The sequence below is a fragment of the Burkholderia sp. D-99 genome (assembly GCF_011605345.1).
Classification (GTDB): Bacteria; Pseudomonadota; Gammaproteobacteria; order Burkholderiales; family Burkholderiaceae; genus Burkholderia.
In genome coordinates, this window is record NZ_JAAOXM010000008.1 from 76947 (window position 1) to 103471 (window position 26525).

The following is a 26525-nucleotide window of genomic DNA, read 5'->3' on the forward strand; positions in this document are numbered from 1 at the left end:
CCGTGCCTCAGCATCACTCGACCGTCGACGAAGCCGACACCCGTGCCGGGCCATGCGCTTCCGCGGCAGCCTCCGTCACATCACGCACGCGGATGGCCGCCTGCATGCCCGACAACTTGAGTTCGGTCTCCTGATATTCGTTGACCGGCTCCGAATCGGCGACGATGCCGCAGCCCGCGAACAGCCGGCAGGCCCCGCCGTCGACCAGCGCGGAGCGCAGCGCGACGATGAAGTCGCCGTTGCCGTGTGCGTCGATCCAGCCGACGGGCGCTGCATACCAGCCGCGATCGAATCCTTCATGCGCGCGGATGTGGTCGAGCGCCGCATCGCGTGGATGTCCGGCCACCGCCGGCGTCGGGTGCAGCGCCGCGATGACCTGCAGCAGCGTCGCGTCCGCCTTCAGCGTCGCGCGGATCGGTGTGCTCAGGTGCTGCAGCCTCGGCAGCCGGTGCAGCGAGGGTTCCGAGGGCACGTCGAGCGCGCGCGACAGCGGTGTCAAGGCGGCACGGATCGCGTCGACGACGAGCGCGTGTTCGAGCCGTTCCTTCGCGGAATCCATCAAGGCCGCGCCGAGTGCGCGATCGTCGTCGGGCGTGGCGCCGCGCCGGATCGTCCCGGCCAGCGCATGCGTGCGCACGTCGCCGGCCGCGACACGCGCGAGCCGTTCCGGCGTGGCGCCGACGAAGCAGGCCCCTTCACGGCGGACCGCGAACAGGTGCGCATGCGCGTCGCGTTTGCGCAGCCGGCGCAGCAGCGACGCGACGCCAACGGGCCGCGCGTACTGTTCGAGCACGTCGCGCGCGAGCACGACCTTGCCGAACGCGCCGCCGTGGATCGCGTCCACCGCGCGCCGGACTTCGTGCTGCCATTCGCTCGCCTGCAGCGCCTGCGTGTGCAGCAGATGCGGTGCAGCGTCGTCGTGCGCGGCGGCGAGCGTGCCGAGCGATTCGATGCGCGCGAGGCACGCATGCGCGAGCGCGGCCGGATCGTCGTGCGCGGCGACGATGTGCTGGCAGACAGCCCAGTGTGCATCGCCTTCGCGCACGATCAGCAGTTTCGCCACTGTCATGCTCGCGTCGGGAAACGGTGCCCAGTGTGCGCTGCGCGCACCATGCGAATCGAACCGGAAGCCGCCGACAAGGCGCGGCGGTTGCGGGCCGGCCGTCACGGCATCGCGAACGAGCGTGCGCCAGCGCGCATCGATCTGCGCGAAGCGCGTGTCACCGGTGGCGGTCAGTTCGAGCGCGCAGTCCCAGCCGAACAGCGTGACGGATGCATCGCCGGCTTCGTGGAAGAACCACGGCGTGGCGCCGTCGTCCCACGCGGCGATCAGGTCGAAGAAATCGAGCGCGCGCAGCGGCACCGACACCGACGCGAGTGTCGGCGTGCCGGTGTCGGCGGCGCGGCGGGCCGCACGGGCGAACGTGTCGTGCAGCAGCGGGAGGCCGGCGTTCATGCGCGCCCCCGTTGCAGGCGCCAGTGCTGCGTCTGTTGCGCGATGTACCACGCGATCAGGCCCGAGAACAGCGTCTCGACGTAGTCGGCATCGAGGCCGGCCTGTTCGGCCCAGCGGCGCCGATCGGGCAGCATCGCGGCCACCCGTTCCGGCGCGGCGATGCTCGCTTCGTCGGGTTTGAAACGCGCGGCAGCCTTCACGTATTGCATGCGCAGGCCGAGCGCCTCGATGATGTCGGCGTCCAGGCGATCGATGGCTTCGCGAATGTCGGGCAGCCCCGTGCAGGCGTCCGGTGTCTTCATGTGTACTCCTTTCCGTAACGAAGGGAATGGTCGATCCGTTCGACCAGATGCGCGATCACCGCCGGGTATTGGTGGCGCAGGTAGAAGTGGTCGCCGCTGAACGTCTCGATGCGGATCGGGCGCGACGCGACGTCCTGCCATGCCTGTGCTTCGTCGTTGTCGAGTTCGGAATCGGCAAGCGGCAGCATCACGCCGAGCGGCGTGTCGAGCCGTGGCGGCCGGTCGCGGCGATACGTCTCGATCGCGCGGTAGTCGCTGCGGATCATCGGCAGGTAGATCGCGCGCATTTCCGGATCGGCGAGCAGCGCGGCGTGCTCGCCGGACAGCCGCGCGACATCGGCCACGAGCGCATCGTCGGATTGCAGGTGCAGATCCGACAGGCGCTGACGATGCGGCGGCGGCAACGCGGACACGGCCAGGTAAAGCGGTGCCGTGCCGCGCGCCTCGAGCCGCGCCGCCACCTCGTACGCGAGCGCCGCGCCGAGGCTGTGCCCGAACAGCACGAGCGGCGCATGGGCATAGCGTTGCAGCGCGGCGGCGGCGGGGCCGGCGAGTGCGTCGATCGACGCCAGGCACGCCTCGCCGAAGCGTTCCTCGCGGCCCGGATACTGCAGCGCGAGCAGGTCGACGTCCCACGGCAGCGCGCGGCTCCAGCCGCGAAAGAAATTCGCGGTGCCGCCGGCGTGCGGGAAGCAGACGAGCTGCGCGCGCGGGCAGGGCGACAGGCGCAGTTCGCGGATCCAGTTCGAATCGGCCGGTCGCGCGGTCATGCGGCCGCCGCCTGCAACTGGCGGCGCAGCAGGTCGCGCAGCGATTTCTTGCTGGTCTTGCCGATGCCGGTTTCCGGGAAGCGCGGCATGAACTCGATGCGATCGGGAATCTTGAAGGCGGCGAGCCCGCAGTCGCGCAGGTAGCGTTTCAGCACCAGCCTGGACGGCGCGGGCGCGCGGGCGACGACGAACGCGCACGTGCGCTCGCCGAGCAGCGGGTCGGGCATCGCGACCACCGCCGCGTCGTGCACCTGCGGATGCGCGAGCAACAGGTTTTCCACTTCCTCAGCGGAGACTTTCTCGCCGCCGCGATTGATCTGGTCCTTGTCGCGGCCTTCGACGACGAGGTCGCCGTCCGCGGTGCGCCGCACGCGGTCGCCGCTGCGATAGAAGCCGTCGGCCGTGAACGCGGTCGCGTTGTGCTCGGCGAGCCGGTAGTAGCCGCGTATCGTGTACGGGCCGCGCACCTGCAACTCGCCGATTTCACCGGGCGCGACCGGTTCGCCGGCATCGTCGACGATGCGCACTTCGTCGCCGTCCGACACGGGGCGGCCCTGCGTATGCGCGATCCGTTCGGGCGAATCGTCGAGCCGTGTACAGCAGATGAGTCCTTCCGCCATCCCGAACACCTGTTGCAGCCGGCATCCGAGCACGGGCGTCACGCGCGCTGCCGCGTGGTCCATCAATCGGGCGCCACCGACCTGCAGCACGCGCAGGCTCGACAGGTCGGCCTGCCGTTGCGGCTGTTCGTCGAGCCACAGCAGCGCGAGCGGCGGCACGAGCGCGGTATGCGTGACGCGTTCCTGCGCGATCAGCGCGAAGCTCTGTTCGGGCTCGGGCCGCCCGGTCGTGACCACGCGGCCGCCCGCGAGCAGCGCACCGATTGTGCCGGGGCAGCACAGCGTGAAGTTGTGCGCCATCGGCAGCGCGGCGAGATACACGGTGCCGGCGTCGAATCCGCTTGCGGCGCTGCACGCGCGCACGTTGTACAGGTATTCGCGATGGCGGCGTGGAATCAGCTTCGGCGTGCCGGTCGTGCCGCCCGACAGCTGGAAGCATGCGATGTCGTCGGCGCGTGCCGCGCATTCGCGCAGCGGCGGCGCGTCGTATAGCGCGTCGAACGGGGTGAACGCGTGATCGTCGCCGGTCATCACGACATGCTCGAGCGTCGGGCAGTCGGCTTGCAGCACGGCCGCAAGCGGCCGGCAGTCGAATTCGCCGAGTTGTGCCGCGCCCAGATACGCGCGCGCGCCGGCGAAGCGGCAGAACGCGCCGATCTCGTAGTGGCGGTGAGCGGGCAACGCGAGCACCGGCCGCACGCCGAGCTGGAACAGCGCGAAGCAGGTCTCGACGAAGTGCGCGCCGTTCGGCAGATGGACGACGACCGCGTCGCCGCGCGTCAGGCCGAGACGCGCGAAGCCGCCCGCAAGCTGGCGGATGCGCGCCAGCAGGTCGCGATAGCTGAGCCGGCAGGCGCCGTCGACGATGGCGAGCGCATCGGGATCGCGCTGCGCTTGTGCGTCAAGCGCGTCGAAGAAAGTCGTGTCTTGCCAATAGCCGGCATCGCGATAGCGGCGCGCGAAGTCGCCGGGCCAGTCGGGCGCATCGGCCGGAATGGCCGGCGCCACGGAGGGAAGGGTGGTTTGCATGCGCTGACCTTGGGTTCCGGCAAGTTGTCAAAAAATGTAAATGAGAGGTATTATCATTTGTAACAAGTGCCGCGATAACGCCGTTTCTTTCGATATCGCGGCAATTTCATTCGATCGGGCGCCTGTCGCGCGGCGCCCGCCCGGCCCGGCCGGACAATCGGCCGGTTGCCGCCGGCGCGCGCCGGGCCGCGCGTGCCGCCTAACCAACGGACCTCCGATGAGCTCGACCTCCTTCGCTTCGTCACGACGTCACCCGCCGGTGCTCGTGCCCGGCAATCATCCGGGCGTGGTGCACATCGACGCGGGCATGAAACTCATGAGCGGCACGCTGTGCTCGGACAGCCGCGACTGGTACGAGGAGCCGCTCGAAAAAGGGCTGAAGCTCGTCCTCGTGCAGAGCGGGCAGCTGCGCTGCCGCGTGCCGGGCCAGCCCGAGCAGTGCATCAAGGGGCCGGGCCTGTGCGTGATCGCCAACGACGGCGAATTCACGACGCACCAGATCTACGACCGCGACACGCCGCTGCGCTACACGATCGTGCAGCTCGGCCTCGACGCGCTCGACCGCAACCTGAGCCTGTTGCCGGAGAAGATGCTCGCGCCGACGGGCGGCGATCCGCGCATCGTCAGTTGCCCGGCGTCGAAGGCGCTGCAGGCGCTCGCGGTGCAGATCGCGACGTGCCCGTTCGAGGGCGCGGTGCGCGAGTACTACCTGAAGGCCAAGGCGTTCGAGCTGACCGCGCTGAGCGCGCAGTTGCTGGCGACGCAGCGGCAGTTCGCGCCGGCCGACGTGCGCGTCACGTCGTCGGACGTCGAGCGCGTGTATGCGGCGAGCGACATCCTGACGCGCGAGCTTCAGCAGCCGCCGACGCTCGACGCGCTCGCGGGCCGGGTGGGGATGAATTCGCGCAAGCTGACGGCTGGTTTCCGCAAGGTGTTCGGCACGAGCGTGTATGCGTACCTGCAGGAATACCGGTTGCGGACCGCGCACGCGATGCTGTGCGCGGAGGACGCGAACGTGTCGACCGTGGCGTACCGCGTCGGCTACAGCCCCGCGCATTTCTCGATTGCGTTCCGCAAGCGCTACGGCATTTCGCCGAGCGATATTCGCGCGTCGTCGAACGCGATCGACGACGTCGAACTGGAGCGCGCGGCAATCTAAAACAACTGACCGGCCGCCTAAAGCAATCGACCGGGCTCATGGGTGTAAATGAGATAGATTCTCATTAACGGGTGGCCGCCGCCGCGCGGATCCGCCATCGAACGACCCATACAAGGCGTGCCCATGAGCCAGACCGCTGTCGATTCAACCATCGATCATTCCGATCCTTCCCGTTTTTCTCCCATTGCCTTTCGCTCGCAGCTCGTCGCGATGATCGCGACGCTGCTCGACGAGCCCGTCGACGAAATCGCGTCGCTCGACGATGACGAGGACCTGCTGAGCTGCGGCCTCGATTCGATCCGGCTGATGTACCTGCAGACGCGCGTGAACCGGCTCGGCTATGCGCTGACGTTCGATGCGCTCGCGCGTACGCCGACGCTCGGCGCGTGGGCCGAGCTGCTCGCGAATGCGCCGCGTGTTGCACCCACGGCGCCTGACATCGAGCCTGCCGAGGTCGTCGAGGTCGACGTGCAGGCGCCGTTCGACTTGTCCGCTGTGCAGCAGGCGTACTGGCTCGGCCGCGGCGACGGCGAAGTGCTCGGCAACGTGAGCTGTCACGCGTTCCTCGAGTTTCGCAGCCGCGCGATCGATCCCGTTCGTCTCGACGCGGCGTGCCGGCACGTGCGCGAGCGCCATCCGATGCTGCGTGCGCGCTTCACCGGCGGCCGCCAGCAGATCGTCGCGGCACCGGACGCGCCGGTGTTCGCGCATGCGGACTGGCGTGACAGGGTCGCCGTCGATGCGGAAACCGAATGGGTGTCGCTGCGCGCGTTCCGGTCGCACGAATGTCTCGACGTCGAGCATGCGCAGGTTTTCATGATGGGGCTCGTGCAGATGCCCGGCGGCGAGGATCGCGTGTGGCTGAGCGTCGACCTGCTCGCGGCCGACGTGGACAGCGTGCGGCTGCTGATGCAGGAGATCGGCGCCGCGTATGCCGAACCGTCGGCATTGCCCGACGCGCCGTCGACGTGGTTCCCGGCCTGGCTCGCGCGTCGCGCGGCCGATACGCGCGATGCGCGGGCCGCGGCGCGCGACGCCTGGCATGCGCGGCTCGCGACGCTGCCGGAAGGGCCGGCGCTGCCGCTCGCCCGTGCGCCGGAAACGATTCGCGCGCCGCGTTTCAGCCGCGTTGCGCATACGCTGAGCACGGCCGAACTCGCGCGTCTGCAGGCGCGGGCCGCGCAGCATGGCGTCACGCTGTCGTCGGTGTTCGGTGCGGCGTTCGCCGCGGTGCTCGCGCGCTGGAGCGGCCGGCAGGCGTTCCTGCTCAACGTGCCGCTGTTCGACCGGCACGGCGATGCGCCCGATCTCGGCCGCGTGATCGCCGATTTCACGACGCTGCTGCTCGTCGAATGCGACGTGCGCGCCGACGCGAGCGCGGCCGACACGGTGCGCGCGTTCCAGCAGCGGCTGCACGGCGCGATCGCACAGGCTGCCTATCCGGCGCTCGACGTGCTGCGCGATGCGCGCCGGCAGGGCGCGCCGCGTGCGGCGCCCGTCGTGTTCTCGTGCAATCTCGGCGACGCGCCGTTCGTGCCCGACGCATTCGCGCGCGTGTTCGGCGATCTGCACGACATGATTTCGCAGACGCCGCAGGTGTGGCTCGATCACCAGCTCTATCGCGTACCGGACGGCGCGCTGCTCGCATGGGACAGTGTCGACGGCCTGTTTCCCGACGGGATGATCGATGCGATGTTCGGCGCGTATGTCGCGCTCGTGCAGGCGCTGTGCGATCGCGACTGGCGGCTGCCGATCGCAGTCGAGCTGCCGTCCTCGCAGCGACGCGTGCGCGATGCGCTCAACGCGGTGCCCGCGCCCGCGCGGCCGCGCACGCTGCATGCCGACTTCTTCGCATTGGCCGCGCGCGAGCCGGCGGCCGTCGCATTGCGCTGCGGCGAGCGTGTCGTGACGAGCGGCGAACTGGCCGCGCAGGCGCTGGCGATCGCGGGTGGCTTGCGTGCGGCCGGCATCGGTCACGGCGATGCCGTCGAGATCAGCCTGCCGCGCGGGCCGGAACAGGTGGCCGCGGTGTTCGGCGTACTGGCCGCCGGCGCGTGCTACGTGCCGCTCGACATCGCGCAGCCAGCCGCGCGCAAGGCGCTGATCGAACGCGCCTCCGGCGTGAAGGCCGTGATCGGCGACACGGCGCGCGCGGATGCGCCGCTGCCGCATTTCGACGTCGCGGCGCTGACGCGGCATGCGCCGCTGGCCGCGCCGCTCGCGGTAGCGCCGCAGGCCACCGCGTACGTGATCTACACGTCCGGTTCGACGGGTGTACCGAAGGGTGTCGAGATGACGCACGCGGCGGCGCTCAACACGATCGACGCGATCGACGCGCTGCTCGGCGTGCGTGCGCAAGACCGCTTGCTCGCGGTATCGGCACTCGATTTCGACCTGTCGGTGTACGACCTGTTCGGCGTGCTCGGTGCTGGCGCCGAGCTCGTGCTGCCGACCCAGGACGATGCGCGTGACGCGGCGCGCTGGATCGAGCTGATCGCGCAGCATCGCGTGACGCTGTGGAATTCGGCCCCCGCGCTGCTGGAAATGGCGCTGGCGGTGCCCGCTGCGGGCGACGCGTGCCGCAGCGTGCGCGCGGCGCTGCTGTCCGGCGACTGGATCGCGCTCGACCTGCCGGCGCGCCTGCGCGAACGGTGCGGCGACGCCTGTGCGTTCCATGCGCTCGGCGGCGCGACCGAGGCCGGCATCTGGTCGAACGTGCAGACGGTGCGCGACGTGCCGCCGCACTGGCGTTCGATTCCGTATGGCCGGCCGTTGCCGGGGCAGGCCTATCGTGTCGTCGACGCCGACGGCCGCGATGTACCGGACTACGTGCCGGGCGAACTGCTGATCGGGGGCGACAGTCTCGCGCGCGGCTACCGGAACGATCCCGAGCTGACTGCGCAGCGCTTCGTGCAGCAGGCGTCGGGCCGCTGGTATCGCACGGGCGACCGTGGCCGCTACTGGCCCGACGGCACGCTCGAATTCCTGGGGCGCGAGGATCGCCAGGTGAAGGTACGCGGGCACCGGATCGAACTGGGCGAGATCGAGGCCGCGCTGGCCGCGCATCCGCAGATCGACGGTGCGTGCGCGAGCGTCGTCGGCGGCGAAGCCGCGCGCATCGTTGCAGCGTTCGTGCCGGCCGATCGCGCATCGGATGTCATGCTGTCATCGCCCGCGCTCGCGGAAGCGGACGTTGCCGATACCGCGCATGCGGAAGCGGCCGTCGCGCGTGCGGTGGCCGATCGGCTGCTCGATGGCGATACGGGCTTGCCGCAGTCGCTGCGTATGCATGTGCATGCAAAGGATGACGATTCGATTTCCATCGACGGCGCGCTCGATCTGCTCGGCTGGTATGCCGCCGATCTCGACGACCTGACCGGATCGCTGCGTGCGCTCGCTGCGGATCCTGACGGCGCCGCGCGGCGTGTGCCGCTCGATCCGCGGATAGCGCCGCTGGCATTCGCGACGCGTCTGCCGGATGGCGCCCGCGCGCTGCGCGAGTTTGGCGATGCACTGCAGGCTCAGGCCGCCACGCGCACCGAGCCGTTGCGGGTCGCGGTGCTCGACGCACGCGCCGGGCAATGGTTCGATGCGGGGCTCGGCGTGCTCGACGATCCGCGCTTCGACGTGACGCTGTTCGACGCGTCGCCAGGTCTGCTGCACAACGCGCAGGCGTACTTCGCACAAACGATGCCGATGTTGCAGGCGATGCAGGACGGCCTGCTGCCCGCACGTCATCTCGGCCGGTTCGATTGCGTGATCAGCTTCGCGGCGGCACACCTGCGCGACGATCCACGCGATACGTTCCGGATCGCGGCAGCGTTGCTTGCGGAGAATGGCCGCCTGCTGCTCGCCGACGTGCTGCGCGATTCGCCGCTGCGCGAACTCGTCGCGGGCGTGACGGGCGATGCGTCGCTGCCGCGGCCGTTTGCACACGAAGCGCTGGCGTCGGCGGCACACGCGTGCGGCTTTGCGCTGGAAGATTCCCGGAGCTGGCGCTCGACCGCGTTCGCCTGCATCGACGCGCGCCGTGTCGGCGAACCAGCCGCGCAAGCGGCGCTGGCCGACTGGCTGCGCGACCGGTTGCCCGACGCGATGCGTCCCGACGCGCTGTGGTGGATCGCGCGCTGGCCGCTCAACGTGAACGGCAAGATCGATCGGCGGGCGGTGGGCGAGGCGCTCGCGCGTGCGATCGGTGACGCACCGGCCGTACACGATGCATTCGTGCCGGCTGATGAACGGCAGGCGACGCTGCTCGCCTGCTGGGAGCACGCGCTTGGCCGCCCGGCGAACGCGCGCGACGCGACGTTCTTCGCGCTCGGCGGCGACAGCCTGCTCGCCACGCGCCTGCTCGCGCAACTGCGCGAGCGGCTCGGCGTGCGGGTCGGGATGGCTGCGTTCTACCGGCAGCCGACGCTCGCGGGTCTCGCCGCGCAGCTCGACGAGGCCGCGCAGGCCGCATCGTCCATGCCGGGCTTGCAAGCGTCGCAGACCTCGCAGGCCGAAAGCGACACGCCGGTTGCGGCGATCGAGGAGGGCGTGCTGTGAGCTTCGATGACGTGCTCGATCTTTGCCGCGAACGCCAGATCGAACTGTGGTGCGACGACGGCGGCCAGTTGCGCTATCGCGCGCCGGCCGGCGCGCTCGATGCGGACCTGGCCGCGCGCATCAAGGCCGAACGCGACGCGTTCGTCCGCTTCCTGCAGGACGGCGCTTGGCGCTGCGATCCGGCGCGCCGGCACGAGCGGTTCGCGCTGACGCCGGTACAAGCCGCATACGTGCTCGGCCGGCACGAATCGTTCGAGTTCGGCGGCAATGCGTGCCATCTGTACGTCGAATATGGCGAGCCCGCGAATCTCGACTGCGTGCGCTTCGAGGCGGCGTGGAATGCGTGCGTCGCACGGCATCCGATGCTGCGTGCGATCGTCGAGGACAACGCATGGCAACGCGTGCTTCCCGACGTGCCGTGGCAGCCGCTCGCGGTGCACGACCTGCGCGATGCCGAGGCGAACGCATTCGATGCGCACATGAAGCGCGTGCGCGAGCGCCTCGACCATGCGGTGCACGCGCTCGACCGCTGGCCGGTGCTGCAGCCGGAAGTGAGCCTCGGGCCGGACGGCGCGGTGCTGCACCTGTCCGTCGATTTCACGCTGATCGACTACGCGAGCCTGCAATTGCTGCTCGCCGAATGGCGGCGCCGTTACGATGACCCGCAATGGCAGCCCGAGCCGCTCGACGCGACGTTCCGCGATTACGTCGTCAATGAAGCCCATGCCGGCACGCGCGCCGATCATGCGCGCGACAAGGCGTGGTGGCTTGCGCGCCTCGACGATCTGCCCGCGCGCCCCGATCTGCCGGTGGTGCCCACGATGCCGTCCGACGCGCGGCCGCGCTTCACGCACCGCCATGCGCGGCTCGATCGTGCGCAATGGGCCGCGCTGAGCGGCCACGCGAGCCGCTTCGGGCTGAGCGCGGCGAGCGTCGCGCTGGCCGCGTTCGCCGAAGTCGTCGGCCGCTGGAGCCAGTCGCCCGCGTTCTGCCTGAACCTGACGGTGCTGAACCGGCCGCCCGTGCATCCGCGCATCGACGCGGTGCTCGGCGATTTCACCGCACTGAGCCTGCTCGCGGTCGACGCGACGCACGGGCGCGATTTCGTCGAGCGTGCGCGCACGATCGGTGCGCGGATGTTCGACGACCTCGACCATCGCGCGTTTACCGGCGTCGACGTGATGCGCGAACTCGCGCGGCGGCGCGGCAAGGATGCGGCGCTGATGCCGGTGGTGTTCACGAGCGGCATCGGCAGTGTCGGCCGACTGCTCGGCGAGCACGCGGCCCGCGCCGAGCCGCCGCGCTACATGATCAGCCAGACGCCGCAGGTGTGGCTCGACTGCCAGGTGACCGACCAGTTCGGCGGGCTGGAAATCGGCTGGGACGTGCGCGACGACCTGTTTCCGGACGGGATGCCCGCGGCGATGTTCGACGCGTACGTCGCGCTGCTGGGCCGGCTCGCTGCTGAAGCGGCGTGGTGGTCGCGCGCGGGCGACATCGTGCTGCCGTCCGACGCGCCCGCCGCCGAGGTTCATCCGGATGCGGATACGCATATCGCGGCCGGCTTCGCCGCGCAGGCGTTGCGGTCGCCCGATGCACCGGTGGTGATCGATGCGCAGGGGGCGCGCACGTATCGCGACGTCGCGCAGCATGCGGCGGCGCTGCGGTCGGCGCTCGAACAGGCCGGCGTCGGCGTGGGTGATACGGTCGCCGTGCTGATGCCGAAGTGCGCGCACCAGCTCGCGGCCGTGCTCGCGATCGTCCAGGCGGGCGCCGCGTACGTGCCGGTCGACAGCCGCCAGCCGGCGCTGCGGCAACAGGCGATCCTGCGCAATGCGCGGGTGCGTGCGGTCGTCAGCGTGCAGGCGCTCGACTTCGAGCATGATGGTTGCGTGCGCATCGATCTCGATGCATTGCCGATCGATCCGCAATGGCCGCCGCGCGCCGCGCGCGAGATTGCCGGCGATGCACTCGCGTACGTGATCTATACGTCGGGCTCCACCGGCGAACCCAAGGGCGTTATGCTGAGCCACGCGGCCGTGTGCAACACGCTGGCCGACATCAGCGCGCGCCATGAAGTCGGTGACGGCGACGTGGTGCTCGGCCTGGCCGAGTTGAGCTTCGACCTGTCCGTCTACGACTTCTTCGGCGCGACCGCGCGCGGCGCGTGCATCGTGCTGCCCGATCCGGCGCGCGGCAACGATCCGTCGCATTGGGCCGAGCTGATGGTGCGCCATCGCGTGACGCTGTGGAATTCGGTGCCCGCGCAAGGGCAGATGTTGATCGACTACCTCGAAGGCGAACCGGCGCTCGACGTGCCGGGCCCGCGCCGCGTGCTGTGGTCGGGAGACTGGATTCCGGTGACGCTGCCCACGCGCTGGTGGCGGCGCTGGCCCGACAGCGCGCTGTTCAGCCTGGGCGGCGCGACCGAGGCGTCGATCTGGTCGATCGAGCATCCGATCCGTCCGGCGGATACGCAGCTGGCCAGCATTCCGTACGGCCGCGCGCTGACCGGGCAGACGATGGAAGTGCTCGACGCACTCGGCCGGCCTTGCCCGCCCGGCGTGCGCGGCGAGATCCATATCGGCGGCGTGGGGCTGGCAACGGGTTACGCGAACGATCCTGTGCGAACGGCCGAACGCTTCGTCCGTCATGGCGACGGGCGGCGACTCTACCGCACCGGCGATCTTGGCCGCGTGCGCACCGACGGCTCGCTCGAATTCCTCGGCAGGCAGGACGATCAGGTAAAAATCCGTGGCTACCGGATCGAGCTGGCCGAGATCGATGCGGCGCTGACCGCGCATCCGCTCGTCGGCGCGGCCGCGACGATCGTGCTCGGCGAAGGCGCGGAGCGCCGGCTCGCGAGCTTCGCGTCGCTGCACGGCGCGGAGCCGTCGGCGCATGACGACGCGCTGCACGAGATTGCGAAGCACGTGCGCACGGCGTTCGACGCCGCGCGCTGGCCCGCGCATACGGACGTGGCGCGCTCGGTCGCCCAGCTGGAAGCGGCCTGCGTTGCGTCGCTGGCCGCGTGGATCGTGCCGGCGGGTGCGCTGACCGATGACGCGGCGACGGATTTCGCAACGTTGTGCGAGCGGTTGCGCGTGCCGGCGGCGCGACAGCATCTGCTGCGCCACTGGCTCGCGCTGCTCGACAAGCACGGCGTGCTGCACGCGGATGCCGAAGCAGGCGGCTGGCGTCTGCGGCCCGATGCTGGCCACGCCGACGCACACGCATGCTGGGACGCGTTTGCGCAGGATGCGTCGCCCGATCTGTGGCCGGCCGTCCTCGTCGACTACTTCCGCGACAGCGCGGGATGCATCGACGTGCAGGTGGACGGCAGCGTGTCGCCGGCCGGCCTGATGTTTCCGGAAGGCGCATCGCATATCGCCGATGCGATGTACAGCGACGGCGAACATGCACGTGCCCTGCATCACGGGATGGCGGAAGCCGTGCGTGCGATCGTCGCGCGCGAGCCGCAGCGCCCGTGGCGCATCCTCGAGATCGGCGCGGGCACGGCCGCGGCGACGCGGGCGATCGTCGACGCACTCGCACCGCTGGTCGAAGCGGGCGCGCGGATCGACTACCTGTTCAGCGACGTGTCGAGCTATTTCCTCGCGGCGGCACGCGAGCGTTTTGCCGCGTATCCGTGGATGCGGTTCGTGCGGTTCGACATGAACGCGGCGCTCGACGCGCAGGGTATTGCGCCGCATTCGATCGACGTCGCGATCAGCTCCGGTGCGCTGAACAATGCGCGCGACACGGTCGCGCTGGTCGCCGGATTGCGTGCGCTGTCGGCGGCCGATGCATGGTGGGTGATCCAGGAACTGACGACCGAGCATCCGGAGATCAGCATCAGCCAGGGGTTGATGATGGAAACGCCGAACGACGCGCGCGCCGAGACGGCGCGCCTGTTCGTGCCGCGCGCGCAGTGGCTCGAATGGCTGCAAGTGGAAGGCGGCGATCGCGCGCTCGGCTGCGTGGCACCCGGCACGCCTCTCGACGCACTCGGCTACGACATCCTGCTCGCGCACGTGAAGCGTGGCGCGGCGCGCATCGCGCCGGACGCACTGCTGGCGTTCGTCGGAGAGCGCGTGCCGGGCTACATGGTGCCGTCGCAATTGCGCGTGCTCGACCGTCTGCCCGTGACCGCGAACGGCAAGATCGACCGTCGTACGCTGGCCGGCATCGCCGACATCCGCGAACCGGAGCCGGCGGCCGCTCGTCCGGCTCACGCGCAGGCTGCGGCCGATCCGCTGCTGGCGCGGCTGATTGGCTTGTGGGAGGCCGTGCTCGATACGCGCAACGTCACACCGGATCAGGACTTCTTCGCCGCGGGCGGCGATTCGCTGCTGATCGCGCAGCTCGTGTCGAGGCTGCGTGGCGAGGAACCGCTCGCGCACGCGCATCCGTTCGACCGGTTGCTGCGCTGGGTGCTCGCACAACCGACGCCCGCTGCGTTCGCGCAATGCCTGCGCGATGCGGCTGCACAGCCGTCGGGCAGCGCACCGCCGGCTGCGCCGGCCACCCCGCGCATCGCGCACGCGTCGGCGGTCATCCATGCGCCTGCACCACGCGTGCGTGCCGGCGTGCGGCCGATTCCGCTCGCACCGGGCGAGGGTGTGCCGCGCGTGATCGTGCACGAAGGTCTCGGCACCGTGCATGCGTATCGACCGGTCATGCCGGCGCTCGCGCGGCTCGGCCCGGTGCTCGGCTTCGCGGTGCGCGACGCGCAGGACTATCTCGACCTGCCGGCGCGCCACCTGAACGCAACGCTTGGCCGGCGCTATGCGGATGCGTTGTGGCGCACCGGCGTGCGCGAGGTCGACGTGCTCGGCTATTGCTCGGGCGGGCTGGTCGCGCTCGAAATGGCCAAGTCGCTGGTGCAGCTCGGCGTCGAAGTGCGCACGCTCGACATCGTGTCGAGCTACCGGATTCCGTACCTGATCGAAGACGAACGGCTCGTGCTGTTCAACTTCGCGGCCACGCTCGGGCTGCCGCTCGACGCGCTCGGGTTTCCGGAGACGTACGTGCTGGCCGACGCGCTCGCCGATGCATTGAAGGCCGACCCTGCGCGTGTCGCGCCCGGCAGCCTGCAGGCGCAGCTGGAAATTTTCGGCGATCGCTGCGAGCCGCTCGACACGGTGCGCCGCCGCGTGCTGCGTGCAGCCGCCGGATTGTCGATGCAGGACGAGGTCGCGCATCCGCTGCTCGACGAGCGCGAACGGCTGTACCGGCTCTTCATGCACTCGGTGCAGGCGAGCCACTGGGCGGGCGACGCGCCGTATGCGGGTGCGCTGCGGCTGTTCGTGCCGGAGCGCTGCAACCCGCTGATTCCGCAGCAGCGCGCGGCGCTCACCGACTACTGGACGGCACAGGCGCTCGGCGGCATCACGTCCGTCGATATCCCCGGCGGTCATTTCGACTGCCTGAATGCCGCGTTCGTCGACACCCGCCTGAAGGAGGCGCAATGAAGGCTCATCCGCTGCCGGTCGTCGTGGCCGGCTCCCGCTTTGGCCAGTTCTATGCGGCGGGCCTCGCTGCGTCCAGCGCGTATCGTGTCGCGGGCATCCTGGGGCAGGGCAGCGCGCGGACCACCGCGTTGGCTGCACGTGTCGACGCGCCCGTGTTCGACGCGCCTGAATCGCTTCCCGATGACGTGCGCGTCGCGTGCGTCGCGGTCGGCGGCGCGGCGCGCGGCGCCGACGGGGCTGCGCTCGCGTGCCGGCTGCTTGAGCGCGGGATCGATGTCGTGATCGAGCATCCGCTGCTGCCCGACGAATGGGACCGCGTGCTGCGCACCGCGTCTCGTCATGGCCGGCGCTGCCTGCTCAACAGCTTCTATCCGAACCTGCCGGTCGTTTCGCGCTTCATCGCCGTTGCGCGACGGCTGCGTGAAACGAGCGCGCCCGTGCATGCGGATGTCGTGTGCTCGGTGCAGGCCAGTTACGCGGCGCTCGACGTGCTCGCCGCCGCGCTGCAGGGCGTGGGCCCGTGGTCGGTCGAGCCGGTCGGGCCGGCACTGTCGTCGATGCGCGAATGCGCGATGGTGCTCGCCGAAACGCCGGTCTCGCTGCGCGTGCACAACGAGATGGCGGCGGCCGACGACGGCCGGATGAGCATGCTGTTCAGCATCACGCTGACGACGGACGCCGGCACGTGGACGCTCGCGTCGCCGCATGGCCCGCTGTGGTGGGCGCCCGCGCTGCGCGAACCGGCGACGGACGAGGACGGGCTGTTCCCGATCTTCGGCGATGCGACGGGGGACGACATGCCGAGCATCCAGATCTGCGACGATGCGCGCGACACGTGGGGCGCGATTCATGCACGCAGCTGGCCGCAAGCGGCCGTGCGCGCGGTCGATCGGCTCGTGTCGGGCGACGGGCTGCACGCGTGCAACCAGCGCAGCGTCGACGTGGCGCGCGTCTGGCAGCAACTGACCACGCAGCTCGGCTTTCCGGAGCAGCCGCCGGGCGATGCGTGTGCGGCCACGCTCGGCACGCTGCTGGAGCGCGCCGCATGAAGGGGCCGTTGCTTTCGATGTTGCGGCCGTTCGCGGTGCCGCTTGCGGCGGCGGTCGTGCTGCAGGCGCTGGCGGGTGTCGCCTCGCTTGTGCCGTGGCTCGCGCTCGGCCGTGTCGCCGACGCATGGCGCGCGACGGCGCAGCTCGACGCGACGGCGCGCGGCTGGCTCGTCGCGGCCGTGGTGGCCGGCGTGTGCTGGCTGGGCGGCCAGACGGTCGCGCTGCACCTGACGCACCGTGTCGACGCCGATCTCGCCGACCGCTTGCGCAGGCGCCTCGCCGATCATCTGCAACGCCTGCCGCTCGGCTGGTTCGCGCGCGCGGGCAGCGATCGCGTCGCGCGCCACGTCGACCAGGACGTGCGTGCGCTGCACCAGCTCGTCGGACACGCGCCGGCCGACGTCACGCAACTCGTCGTCGTGCCGTGCGCGGCGCTCGCGTGCCTGCTGTACCTGAATCCGGTGCTGCTCGCCTTTGCGCTGGTCCCGCTCGTCGCGGGCGCCGCGCTGTTCCGCTGGATGCGTTCGGCGCGGTTCGCGCCGGCCGTCGCGGCGCGCAATGCGGCACTTGAACAGCTGATGGGCGATTACGCGCAGCTCGCGCAGAACCCGGCGCTCGTGCGGCAGTATCCGGGCGCCGGCATCGAGGCGGCCGCGCTGGCGTCGACCGGGCGCTTCGAACAGGCGTTTTCAGCGTGGGTCGGCCGCGTCGGCGGGCCCGGTGCCTGCACGCAGGTGCTGCTCGGCACGCCGTTCCTGCTCGCGTGGGTCGTGTTCGGCGCGATGTGGCTTACGGCCGGCCGTTTGCCGGTCGGCGAACTGTGTGCGTTCGCGCTGCTGATCTGGGCGGTCGCCGCGCCGGTGCGCGCGCTCGGCCACGGGGCCGACGCCTTGCGCGAAGCGCGCGCGGCCGCTGCGCGCCTCGATGCGCTGCTCGCCCAGCCGGGCCTGCCCGAGCCGGTCGATGGCGCTGCACAGGTGCCGCGCGACGCGTCGATCGAGCTGCGCGGCGTGAGCGTCGACATCGACGGCACGCCGATCCTGCGCGACATCGACGCGACGATCGCGGCCGGCACGACCACCGCGATCGTCGGGCCGTCGGGTGCGGGCAAGAGCACGCTGCTGATGCTGCTCGCGCGCTTCATGGATCCGGACCGCGGCGCGGTGCGGCTCGGCGGCGCCGATCTGCGGCTGCTCGCGCCCGATACGCGGCGCGAGCAGGTGGCGATGGTGTTCCAGCAGGCCGCCGCGCTCGACGTGTCGATTGCCGCGAACATCGCGCTTTACCGGCCCGATGCCGATCGTGACGCGATTCGCGCGGCCGCGCGCGCGGCCTGTCTCGACGAGCGTATCGACGCGTTGCCGGGCGGCTACGACTGCGTGTGCGGGCGCGACGTGCGGCTGTCGGGCGGCGAACTGCAGCGGCTGGCGCTTGCGCGTGCGCTGCTGTCGACGGCGCCGCTGTTGCTGCTCGACGAACCGGCATCGGCACTCGATCCGCAAACCGGGCGGGCGTTGCGCAATGCGCTGCGCGGCGACCTGCGCACGCGCGTGATCGTCAGCCACGATCTCGACGCGATCCGGCATGCGGACCAGATTCTCGTGATGGATCGCGGTCGCATCGTCGAGCGCGGCACGCATGTGGCGCTGCTGGCCGCACGCGGGCTGTATGCGCGGCTATGGAGCGAACGCGGCGTCGAAGGCGGGGAGGCCGCATGATGATGAAGTCGCTCAAACGTTTGCAGTGCCTGCCATCCGAAACACGCCGCGCGCTGTGGCGCGGGGTCGGCTGGGCAGTGGCGGCCGCGTTGCTCGACGGCGCCTGCGGGTTGCTGCTCGTGCCGTTGATCCGCGCGTGGTTTGCCGGCGCGCATGCGGCCGTGCTGCACTGGACGATTGCGCTCGGCGCGCTGACGCTGTGCCACGCATGCGTGCTGTACGCCGCGCAACGCGGCGGCTATCGCGCGGGCGGCGCGCTCGCGGCCGGTCTCGTCGAACGCCTCGTGCGCCACCTGCCGCGCATCGCGTCGTGGCAGGCCGTGCGCGACAGTCATCCGGCCGGGCTGTTGCGCGGGCCGGTCATGCAGGCGATGGGGATTCCGGCGCACCTGCTCGGGCCGCTGATCGGCGCGGTCGTGACGCCGCTTGCGGTCGTCGCCGGGCTCGCGTGGATCGACTGGCGCATCGCGCTGTGCCTCGCGGCAGCCGCCGTGTTGCTGTTCGCGCTGCTCGAGCGCGGCGGCACACGCACACTCGTGTTCGAGCAATCGCGCGCGTCCGGCGATCGCGAGATGGCCGTGCAGCTTCAGACCTTCGCCGCGCATCAGGGGCTGTTGCGCTTCGCGGGCCGGGAAGGCGACGCGCGCGCGGCGCTGCAGCACGCGTTCGACGAGCAGCATCGCCGCACGCGCGAGCTGATGCGGCGCTCGCTGCCGATCGAGCTCGGCTTCGCGGGCGCGGTGCAGGGCGTGTTCGTCGCGATGCTGGTCGGCGGCGCGTGGGCCGTTTCGGCCGGCCGGCTCGATGCGGCGACGGCCGTTGCGGTGCTTGTGCTGCTCGTGCGCTTCATCGAGCCGCTCGCGCAGCTCACGCAGCTCGACCAGGCGCTGCGCGGCGGCTGGCGCGCGCTCGATACCGTGCTCGCGGTGCTGCATGCGCCGCGTTTCGACAGCCCCGAGCGCGGCACGCCGGTACACGATGCGAGCGTCGACGCGGTGCGCATCGGCTACCGCTCGGCCGCCGGCGCAACGCTGCTCGACGGCGTCGACCTGCATTGCCCGGCGGGCGGCTTCGTCGCGATCGTCGGCCCCACCGGTGCCGGCAAGAGCACGCTGCTCGGCGTGCTCGCGCGGCTCGACGATCCGTGCGCCGGACGCGTGCTGCTCGGCCGCTCCGATGTGCGGCACCTGAGCGAGGCGACGCTCGCCGCGACGCGCAATCTCGTGTTCCAGGACAACGGGCTGTTTCGCGGCAGCCTCGCGTGGAACGTGCGGATGGGCCGCCCGGACGCGACCGATGCCGAACTGCGCGACGCGCTCGACGCGGTCGGCCTGCTGCGCGATGCCGAGCGCTTGCCGGACGGGCTCGAGTCCGACGTGGGGCCGGGCGGCCAGTTGCTGTCGGGCGGGCAGCGCCAGCGGGCGTGCCTCGCGCGCGCGCTGCTGGCGCGTGCACCGGTGCTGATGTTCGACGAGCCGACCGCGAGCCTCGACGAATTGAGTGCACGGCGCGTGCGCGACACCCTCGTCGCGCTGCGCGGGCAGCGCACGCGTATCGTCGTCACGCACCAGCCGGCGCTCGCGGCGGCCGCCGACACGATCGTCGTGCTCGACGCGGGCCGCGTGCGGGCGACCGGCACGCACGCGCAGCTCGTCGAAACCGATGCGTGGTACGCGACGTTCGCCCATGCCGGGCAGGGGCCCGACGGGCCGCCGCCGGCCGATACGGACGCGCAAGCCTGGCCGGCCGAGTCCGAACACTGACGTGAACAATGCGGGCCGGCGTGCCCGGAATCGATAGGAAAAGCCCCTCGATCGAAAAATGGCCTGCCGGTTCTAATTGATAATGAGAATGATTATCAAATACGGGGGCGTGAATGCGGTACGAGGTGCTGGAACCTGGGAGATCAAAGACGAAGGGCGCACGCGTCGCCCGTTTCGGGCGAGGGCGCTGGCGTCCGTCGCTGTATCTCGGCCTGCTGATCGCCGCGCATCCGACGGCGGCGTTCGCCGATGCGGTGCCGGTGCCGGCGGCCGGCGCGGAAGTCCGGAAGGAAGAGGCGATTGCCGTGAAGCCTGCCGCGGGCGAACTGAAGGCGATTTCGGTGAACGCGTCGCGCGGCGTGGCCGACGATCCGGCCGTGGCGACGGTCGGCAAGATGCCGCTCGCGTTGCGGGAGATTCCGCAGTCGGTCAGCGTGACGACGCGTGAACGGATCGACCAGCAGAACCTGTATTCGCTCGACGAGGTGATGCAGCAATCGGCGGGCGTGACCGTGCAGCCCTACGTGCTGCTCACCACCGCGTATTTCGTGCGCGGCTTCAAGGTCGATTCGTTCGAATTCGACGGCGTGCCGGTGGTGATCGGCGACATGGCGAGCGCGCCGCAGGACATCTCCGTCTACGAGCGCGTGGAGATCCTGCGCGGCGCGAACGGCCTGCTGCACGGCTCGGGCAACCCGGCCGCGACGGTCAACCTCGTGCGCAAGCGGCCGCAGTACCAGTTCTCGGCGAACGCGAGCGTGAGCGTCGGCAGCTGGGACCGCTATCGCGCGGAAGCCGACATCGGCGGGCCGCTCAATGCGGCCGGCACCGTGCGCAGCCGGCTCGTCGCCGCGTACGAGGATCGCCATTTCTTCTACGACCACGCGAAGCAGGACACGCGCTCGATCTACGGGATCACGGAAGTCGACGTGACGCGCGACACGCTGCTCACGTTCGGCGCGCAGTACCAGACGACGCGCTCGGTGCCCGACATGTCCGGCGTGCCGATGGCACGCGACGGGTCGAGCCTCGGCCTGTCGCGCTCGACGTTCCTCGACACCGCGTGGGGCCACTTCGACTGGGACACGACGCGCGCGTTCGCGTCGGTCGAGCAGAAGCTCGGCGCCGGCTGGAAAGCGAAGGTCAGCGGCGAATACCAGAGCGTGCGTTCGGACCTGAAGTACGCGGGCTCCTACGGCGCGATCGATCCGGCGACCGGTGCGGGCGGCGCGCTGACGGGCGGCGCGTACCAGTTCAGCAGCTACAGCCGCAGCATCGATGCGAACGTGCAGGGCCCGGTGCATGCGTTCGGGCTGACGCACGACCTGCTGTTCGGTGTGACCTACGCAAACAGCAGCAGCGGGCAGATGTCGGCGCAGTTGCTCGGCAACGTGGCCGGCACGCCGGTGAACGTCTACCGCTGGAACCCGAGCAGCGTGCCCGAGCCGGGTGTCGGTCCGTACCAGCAGTCGCAGCAGAACGACGTGTCGCGGAAGGGCGTGTACGGGCTCGGCCGCATCAAGCTCGCGGAACCCGTCACGCTCGTGCTCGGCGGCCGCGTGAGCTGGTGGAACCAGGACAGCCTCGGCGCGCACTACAACACCGGCCACCAGTTCACGCCGTACGGCGGGCTGATCTGGGATTTCGCGCGCGACTGGTCGTGGTACGCGAGCTATGCGGAAGTCTTTCAGCCGCAAACCAAGTCGATGTGGGGCGGCGGCATCCTGACGCCGGTGAAGGGGCGCACCTACGAGACGGGGGTGAAGGGCGAACTGATGGGCGGCAAGCTGAACGTGTCGCTCGCCGCGTTCCGCATCGATCTCGACAACAATCCGCAGGTCGATCTCGCGCATCCGTGCGCGGGGCCGAACTGCTACTACGTGAACGGCGGCAGCGTACGCAGCCAGGGCTTCGAATTCGAGGCGAACGGCCGCATCACGCCGTGGTGGAGCGTGTGGGCGAGCTACACGTACGACACGATGCGCTATGCGGACAACCTCGCGAACGCGGGCACGTTCGCGCCGCTGCTGAACCCGCGCCACCTGTTCCGGCTGTGGACCAACTACGACCTGCCGTGGCAGGAGCGGCGCTGGAGCGTCGGCGGCGGCGTGCAGGTGCAGAGCAATTACTCGGCGCAGGCGAACGGCGTCTCGATGAGCCAGGGCGGCTACGCGCTCGCCAGCGTGCGGCTCGGCTACCGCTACGACAAGCACTGGAGCGCGGCGGTCAACGTCAACAACCTGTTCGACCGCAAGTACTACCTGAGCCTGAGCCAGCCCGGCTGGAACAACCGTTACGGGGAACCGCGCAACGTGATGCTGACCGTGCGCGGGCAGTTCTGATGGCGGGCGGCTGGGGGGCGCGGGCGGCGCTCGCGATCGCAGGCGTGCTGCCGGGCGCGGTCGCTCTGGCGGTCACGCTGGCCCGTCATTACCCGGTCGACGGCCTGAACCGGCTCTACGCGGCCGTGCTGTTGTCGCTGGTCGCGGGTGTCGCCGCGCTGCTGTGGGTGCTCGTCGCGCCCGGGCGGCGGCAGGCCGCGTGGCGCGCGTGCCTGTGGCTCGCGGTGCTCGTGCCGTGCGCGATGTTCTGGGGAGGGCGCTGACATGGACGCTTCATCGCGTTCGCGCTGGCGCGCGCTGCATCGCGGTGCCGGTGCGCTGTTCGGCGTGGTGCTGTTCGTCGTGCTGTTCAGCGGCACGTGGAGCCTCGCGACCGATTCGATGCAGGGCTGGTGGCGGTCGCCGCCGGTTGCCGTCGCGCGGCCGTCGCTGTCGCTGAATGAACTCGTCGCGCGCGCGGCGGCGCTCGGCGTGCCGTTGCGCGACGCGCGCATCGTGCTGCCGCAACCGGACGATCCGGCGATCCGTTTCTGCGACGCGCGCCAGGCGTGCACGCTGGCGCTCGACCCGGCGACGGGCGAGCGGCTGGCCGACGGCGGACGCGCGGCGTTGCTCGTCACGCTGCACAAGACGCTGTTCGCGGGCTTTCCCGGGCGGATCTTCGTCAGCCTGTGGGGGATCGTGCTGCTCGTGCTCATCGTCGCGGGGTTGATCGTGCATCACCGGCGCTGGCCCGCTGCCGCGCGCATCCGGCGCAGCAACGGGTTGCGCGCCGCGCTGTTCGACCTGCACGCGTGGATCGGCCTGTGGGGCTCGCCGTGGCTCGTGCTGTTCGCGTTCACCGGTGCGTTGTCGGGGCTGGGCGCGCTCGGCACGGTGTCGCTCGCGGGTGTCGCGTATCCGGGGCAGCCGCAGCGCGCGTTTGCCGAACTGCTCGGCGGGCCGCCACCTGCCTCAGCCGGAGGCGCGTGGCAACGCGCGCCCGATCTCGATGCGCTGCTGCGGCGCGACGCGGCACGTACGCCGGATTTCCGACGCGAAGCGGTCGTGCTGCATGGCTGGGGCGATGCGAACGCGCGCGTCGAGATTGCCGGGACGACGGCCGGCCTGCCGAGTACGGCGGTGTTCGAGCGTCACCTGTATCGCGCGGCGGACGGCCAATGGCTCGCGGATGCCACGTCGCGCGGCCGGGGTTTCTGGTTGCGCGCATTCATCGCGGTGCAGCCGCTGCATTTCGCGCAATACGGCTGGGTCGGTGCGATGGGCGGCGTGCTGCGCGTGCTGCATTTCCTGATGGGACTCGCCGCGTGCGCGCTCTGCGCGACGGGGCTGCATCTGTGGATCGAGCGGCGGCGGGCGCAGCACGATCGCTCGGCGAACGTGCTGGCCGCGGTCGCCGTCGGCACCTGCGGCGGGCTGGTGCTCGCGGGCGGCGTCCTGCTGTTCGCGGGGCGTGCGTTGCCCGCTGGCGTGCACGTCGACCATGGGCTCGCGATGCTGTTCTGGGCCGTGTGGGGCGGCGCGGTCGCGCTCGCGGCCTGTGCTGCCGATCGCGCGGCGTGGCTGCGCGGGCTGATGCGTGCGGCCGGCGCCGCATACGGGCTCGCAGGTGCGACGCACTGCGCGATCGCGCTGCTCGGCGCGGGCGAACCCGTGTACTGGCCGATCGACGCGGCACTCGTCGCGTTCGGCGCATTGCTGCTGCGTGCCGCGCGCCGTCCGCGACGCGATGCGATGCGGACGGCGCGTGTGCCGGCCGGCGCCGAACCTTTTTAATTTCATGCAACTGGAGACTTCGATGCGCGATCTGCTCGAACATCGCCGCCTGGTCATCACGATCACGCTGCTTTACCTGTCACAGGGAATCCCGATCGGCATCGCGATGGATGCGATGCCGACCCTGCTGCGCCACGACGGCGCGCCGCTTCACGCACTGGCGTTCCTGCCGCTCGTCGGCTTGCCGTGGGTCGTCAAATTCCTGTGGGCGCCCGTCGTCGACAACCGCTGGTCGCCGCGCATCGGCCGGCGGCGCAGCTGGATGCTGCCGATGCAGACGCTCGTCGTGCTGTGCCTCGGCAGCCTCGCGCAGATCGGGATGACGGTCGCGACGGCCGGGTGGGCGGTCGGCCTGCTGGCTGTCGCGTCGCTCGCGAGCGCGACGCAGGACATCGCGAACGACGGGATGGCCGCCGAGCACTTCAGCGGCGACACGCTCGCGAAGATCAACGCGATCCAGATCGCGGGCGTGATGATCGGCTTCTTCTTCGGCGGCGCCGGCACGTTGACGCTGATCGGCCTGTTCGGCCAGCGCGCCGCGTTTCTCGCGCTGGCCGCCGTGCCGCTCGCGAGCCTGATTTGCGTGCTGTGGGTGCTGCCGCGCGATGCGGATCGTGCGCGCGTGAAGCCCGAGCACGACGCGAGCCTCGTGCGTTTCGCGAAGCGGCCGCGTTCGTGGTCGCTGCTGTCGCTCGCGTTGCTGTCGGCGATGACGGCCGTATCGGGCTTCGGCCTGTCGAAACTGTTCCTCAACGACGCCGGCTGGACGCTCGACGCGATCGGCAAGCTCGGGATGGCCGGCGGCATCGTGACGGTCGTGCTCGGATGCGGTGGCGGCGCGTGGCTCGTGAGGCGGCTCGGGTTGTGGCGGGCGTTTACGGCCGGCGTGAGCTGTGCGGGCGCGGCGGCGCTGCTGTGGTTCGCGCAGGCGAGCGGGTGGCTGCCGGTGTCGCCGTCGTGGGCGTGGCTGTGCACGGTACTCGGTTCGCTGGCGACCGGGATCACGTCGGTGTCGATCATGACGGCCGGCATGCGCTTCGCGGGTGGCAGCGACCAGGCCGGCACCGACGTGACGGCCGTGCAGAGCACGCGCGACCTCGGCGAGCTGATCGCGTCGTCGACGATTTTGTCGCTCACCGCGAAGGTCGGCTATACGGGCGGGTTTCTCACGGGCGCCGCGCTGGCGGTGCTCGCGGCGCTGATCGCGATGCGGCTGAAGCGGCGCGAGTCGGCGTATGCGGTGAAGGGGGACGATGCGCTGGCGTGACGCCGCGAGAGCGGGGTGGTGTCCGGCGCACGCGTGACCGGGGTCACCGGTCAGGGGTAAACACATCTTTTGCACGGCGTTTTCGGCTTGATATAAAGAGGCCTTGTCTCGATCGCGAGAAGCCCGCGCCGCGTGCGGACGCGGGCAGGCCACCGGAGCCCTGCGCCGATGTTGCAGAACCTGTATTCGCCGTACCTCGACTACGATTCGCTGAGCCGCGACCTGGCCGTGCCGCCGGGCGACCTTTCCGTGCCCGATTTCCCGTCCGCGACGGTCCGGCAGATCGGTAACGGGCACCACTATCGCGTCGAATACGCGAACGCGTATGCGAACGGTCACACCGAATTCCATGCGCAGTCGCCGGCCTTCTGGATGACCGACGTGGATGTCAGCTTCGAGGGCGTCGTGCGGCGGCGCACGCGCGGCGAGAACGCGTTGCGTATCCGCATCGGCCGCAGCGGGGCGGCGTCGTATTCGGTGGCCGGGCGCGAGGTCAATCTCGACGGCCCGACGATGGTGCTGGTCGCGGAACCCGACGGCATGCCCTCGGGCGATGTGATCGAGCGCGGCCATCATCAGGTGACCGGCATCTACATGCATCGCAGCATGCTGGGCGCGCTTTACGCCGGCGCCGAGGATGCGTTGCCGGCGCCGCTGCGGCATTTCGTCGAAGGCACGCTGCGCGAATCGTTCATCCATGCGACGCCGATCCCGCCGGCGCTGGTCGAGTGCCTGCGCGACATCGGCAATTGCCCGCTCGACGGCCGCAGCCGCTCGATCTATCTGCATGCCCGCAGCCTCGAGATCGTCGCGCGCGCGGTCGATTCCGTATCCGAAGGCATGCGCCACACCGATGCCGACGCGCTCAACGGCAGCGTGAGCCGCATGACGCGGCGCGCGGTGTCGAAAGCGCAGGTCGTATTGCAGGAGCACTTCGTGTCGCCGCCGTCGCTCGACGTGCTGTCGCAGCAGGTCGGCCTGAGCCGCAGCAGCCTGTGCGCGGGTTTTCGCGCGCTGCTCGGCAAGAGCGTGCACGAGTATGCGCACGAACTGCGCATGCAGCAGGCGCTGCGGTTGTTGAGCGAGCCGGGCGTGCCGGTCACGGACGTCGCCTACGCGGTGGGCTACAACCATCCGAGCAGCTTCTCCGTCGCGATCCAGAAGCGTTTCGGCATGTCGCCGCGCGCATTGCGCGCGCGCAGCGGCGTGCCGGGAGCCGGCCGCGCGACGGGCGACGATTGAGCGTCGCGGT

At 70.6% G+C, this 26525-nt stretch carries 15 protein-coding genes; 11 read left to right on the forward strand and 4 right to left on the reverse strand.

The window, feature by feature from the left end:
- Positions 1-13: 13 nt before the first annotated feature.
- Genes HAV18_RS25770 through HAV18_RS25785 form a run of 4 tightly spaced genes read right to left on the reverse strand, consistent with a single transcriptional unit; the run spans position 14 to position 4177 of the window.
- Entirely contained in the window at positions 14-1456 is a 1443-nt protein-coding gene (locus HAV18_RS25770) for an isochorismate synthase (RefSeq protein WP_166961628.1), read from the reverse strand.
- A complete protein-coding gene (locus HAV18_RS25775; protein WP_166961631.1) occupies positions 1453-1758 on the reverse strand; it encodes an isochorismate lyase in 306 nt (101 codons plus the stop codon). Before HAV18_RS25775 ends, HAV18_RS25770 begins: the two co-directional genes overlap by 4 nt.
- Entirely contained in the window at positions 1755-2528 is a 774-nt protein-coding gene (locus tag HAV18_RS25780) for a thioesterase II family protein (RefSeq protein ID WP_166961633.1), read from the reverse strand. Before HAV18_RS25780 ends, HAV18_RS25775 begins: the two co-directional genes overlap by 4 nt.
- Entirely contained in the window at positions 2525-4177 is a 1653-nt protein-coding gene (locus HAV18_RS25785) for a (2,3-dihydroxybenzoyl)adenylate synthase (protein WP_166961636.1), read from the reverse strand. The genes HAV18_RS25780 and HAV18_RS25785 overlap by 4 nt, the downstream gene beginning before the upstream one ends.
- 217 nt (positions 4178-4394) lie before the next feature.
- On the opposite strand from HAV18_RS25785, the gene HAV18_RS25790 reads away from it, so the two are divergent.
- The 11 genes from HAV18_RS25790 to HAV18_RS25840 all read left to right on the forward strand — a co-directional run bounded on the left by HAV18_RS25790 (position 4395) and on the right by HAV18_RS25840 (position 26515).
- The gene (locus HAV18_RS25790) at positions 4395-5336 is read left to right on the forward strand and encodes a helix-turn-helix transcriptional regulator (RefSeq protein WP_166961639.1); all 942 of its coding nucleotides are present in this window, start codon (positions 4395-4397) and stop codon (positions 5334-5336) included.
- A 123-nt stretch (positions 5337-5459) separates the two neighbouring features.
- Entirely contained in the window at positions 5460-9884 is a 4425-nt protein-coding gene (locus HAV18_RS25795; RefSeq protein ID WP_166961642.1) for a non-ribosomal peptide synthetase, read from the forward strand.
- The gene (locus HAV18_RS25800) at positions 9881-15358 is read left to right on the forward strand and encodes a non-ribosomal peptide synthetase (RefSeq protein WP_166961645.1); all 5478 of its coding nucleotides are present in this window, start codon (positions 9881-9883) and stop codon (positions 15356-15358) included. The genes HAV18_RS25795 and HAV18_RS25800 overlap by 4 nt, the downstream gene beginning before the upstream one ends.
- On the forward strand, positions 15355-16407 hold the full coding sequence (locus tag HAV18_RS25805) for a Gfo/Idh/MocA family oxidoreductase (RefSeq protein WP_166961648.1): 1053 nt from the start codon (positions 15355-15357) through the stop codon (positions 16405-16407). The genes HAV18_RS25800 and HAV18_RS25805 overlap by 4 nt, the downstream gene beginning before the upstream one ends.
- Positions 16404-18125 carry an ABC transporter ATP-binding protein gene (locus tag HAV18_RS25810; protein ID WP_166961651.1) on the forward strand — a complete coding sequence of 574 codons (1722 nt, stop codon included), beginning with the start codon at positions 16404-16406 and terminating at the stop codon, positions 18123-18125. Before HAV18_RS25805 ends, HAV18_RS25810 begins: the two co-directional genes overlap by 4 nt.
- Positions 18122-19888, forward strand: a complete 1767-nt coding sequence (locus HAV18_RS25815) for an ABC transporter ATP-binding protein (RefSeq protein WP_166961654.1) — start codon at positions 18122-18124, stop codon at positions 19886-19888. Before HAV18_RS25810 ends, HAV18_RS25815 begins: the two co-directional genes overlap by 4 nt.
- A gap of 113 nt (positions 19889-20001) precedes the next feature.
- Positions 20002-22230: a TonB-dependent siderophore receptor gene (locus tag HAV18_RS25820; protein WP_166961657.1), complete on the forward strand. Its 2229-nt coding sequence runs from the start codon at positions 20002-20004 to the stop codon at positions 22228-22230.
- Positions 22230-22493 (forward strand): hypothetical protein, encoded by a 264-nt coding sequence (locus tag HAV18_RS25825; protein ID WP_166961660.1) that lies wholly within the window; start codon positions 22230-22232, stop codon positions 22491-22493. The genes HAV18_RS25820 and HAV18_RS25825 overlap by 1 nt, the downstream gene beginning before the upstream one ends.
- Position 22494: 1 nt before the next feature.
- Positions 22495-24006: a PepSY domain-containing protein gene (locus HAV18_RS25830; RefSeq protein WP_166961663.1), complete on the forward strand. Its 1512-nt coding sequence runs from the start codon at positions 22495-22497 to the stop codon at positions 24004-24006.
- A gap of 22 nt (positions 24007-24028) precedes the next feature.
- Positions 24029-25273 carry an MFS transporter gene (locus HAV18_RS25835; RefSeq protein ID WP_166961666.1) on the forward strand — a complete coding sequence of 415 codons (1245 nt, stop codon included), beginning with the start codon at positions 24029-24031 and terminating at the stop codon, positions 25271-25273.
- A 168-nt stretch (positions 25274-25441) separates the two neighbouring features.
- Entirely contained in the window at positions 25442-26515 is a 1074-nt protein-coding gene (locus HAV18_RS25840; protein ID WP_166961669.1) for an AraC family transcriptional regulator, read from the forward strand.
- Positions 26516-26525 lie beyond the last annotated feature (10 nt).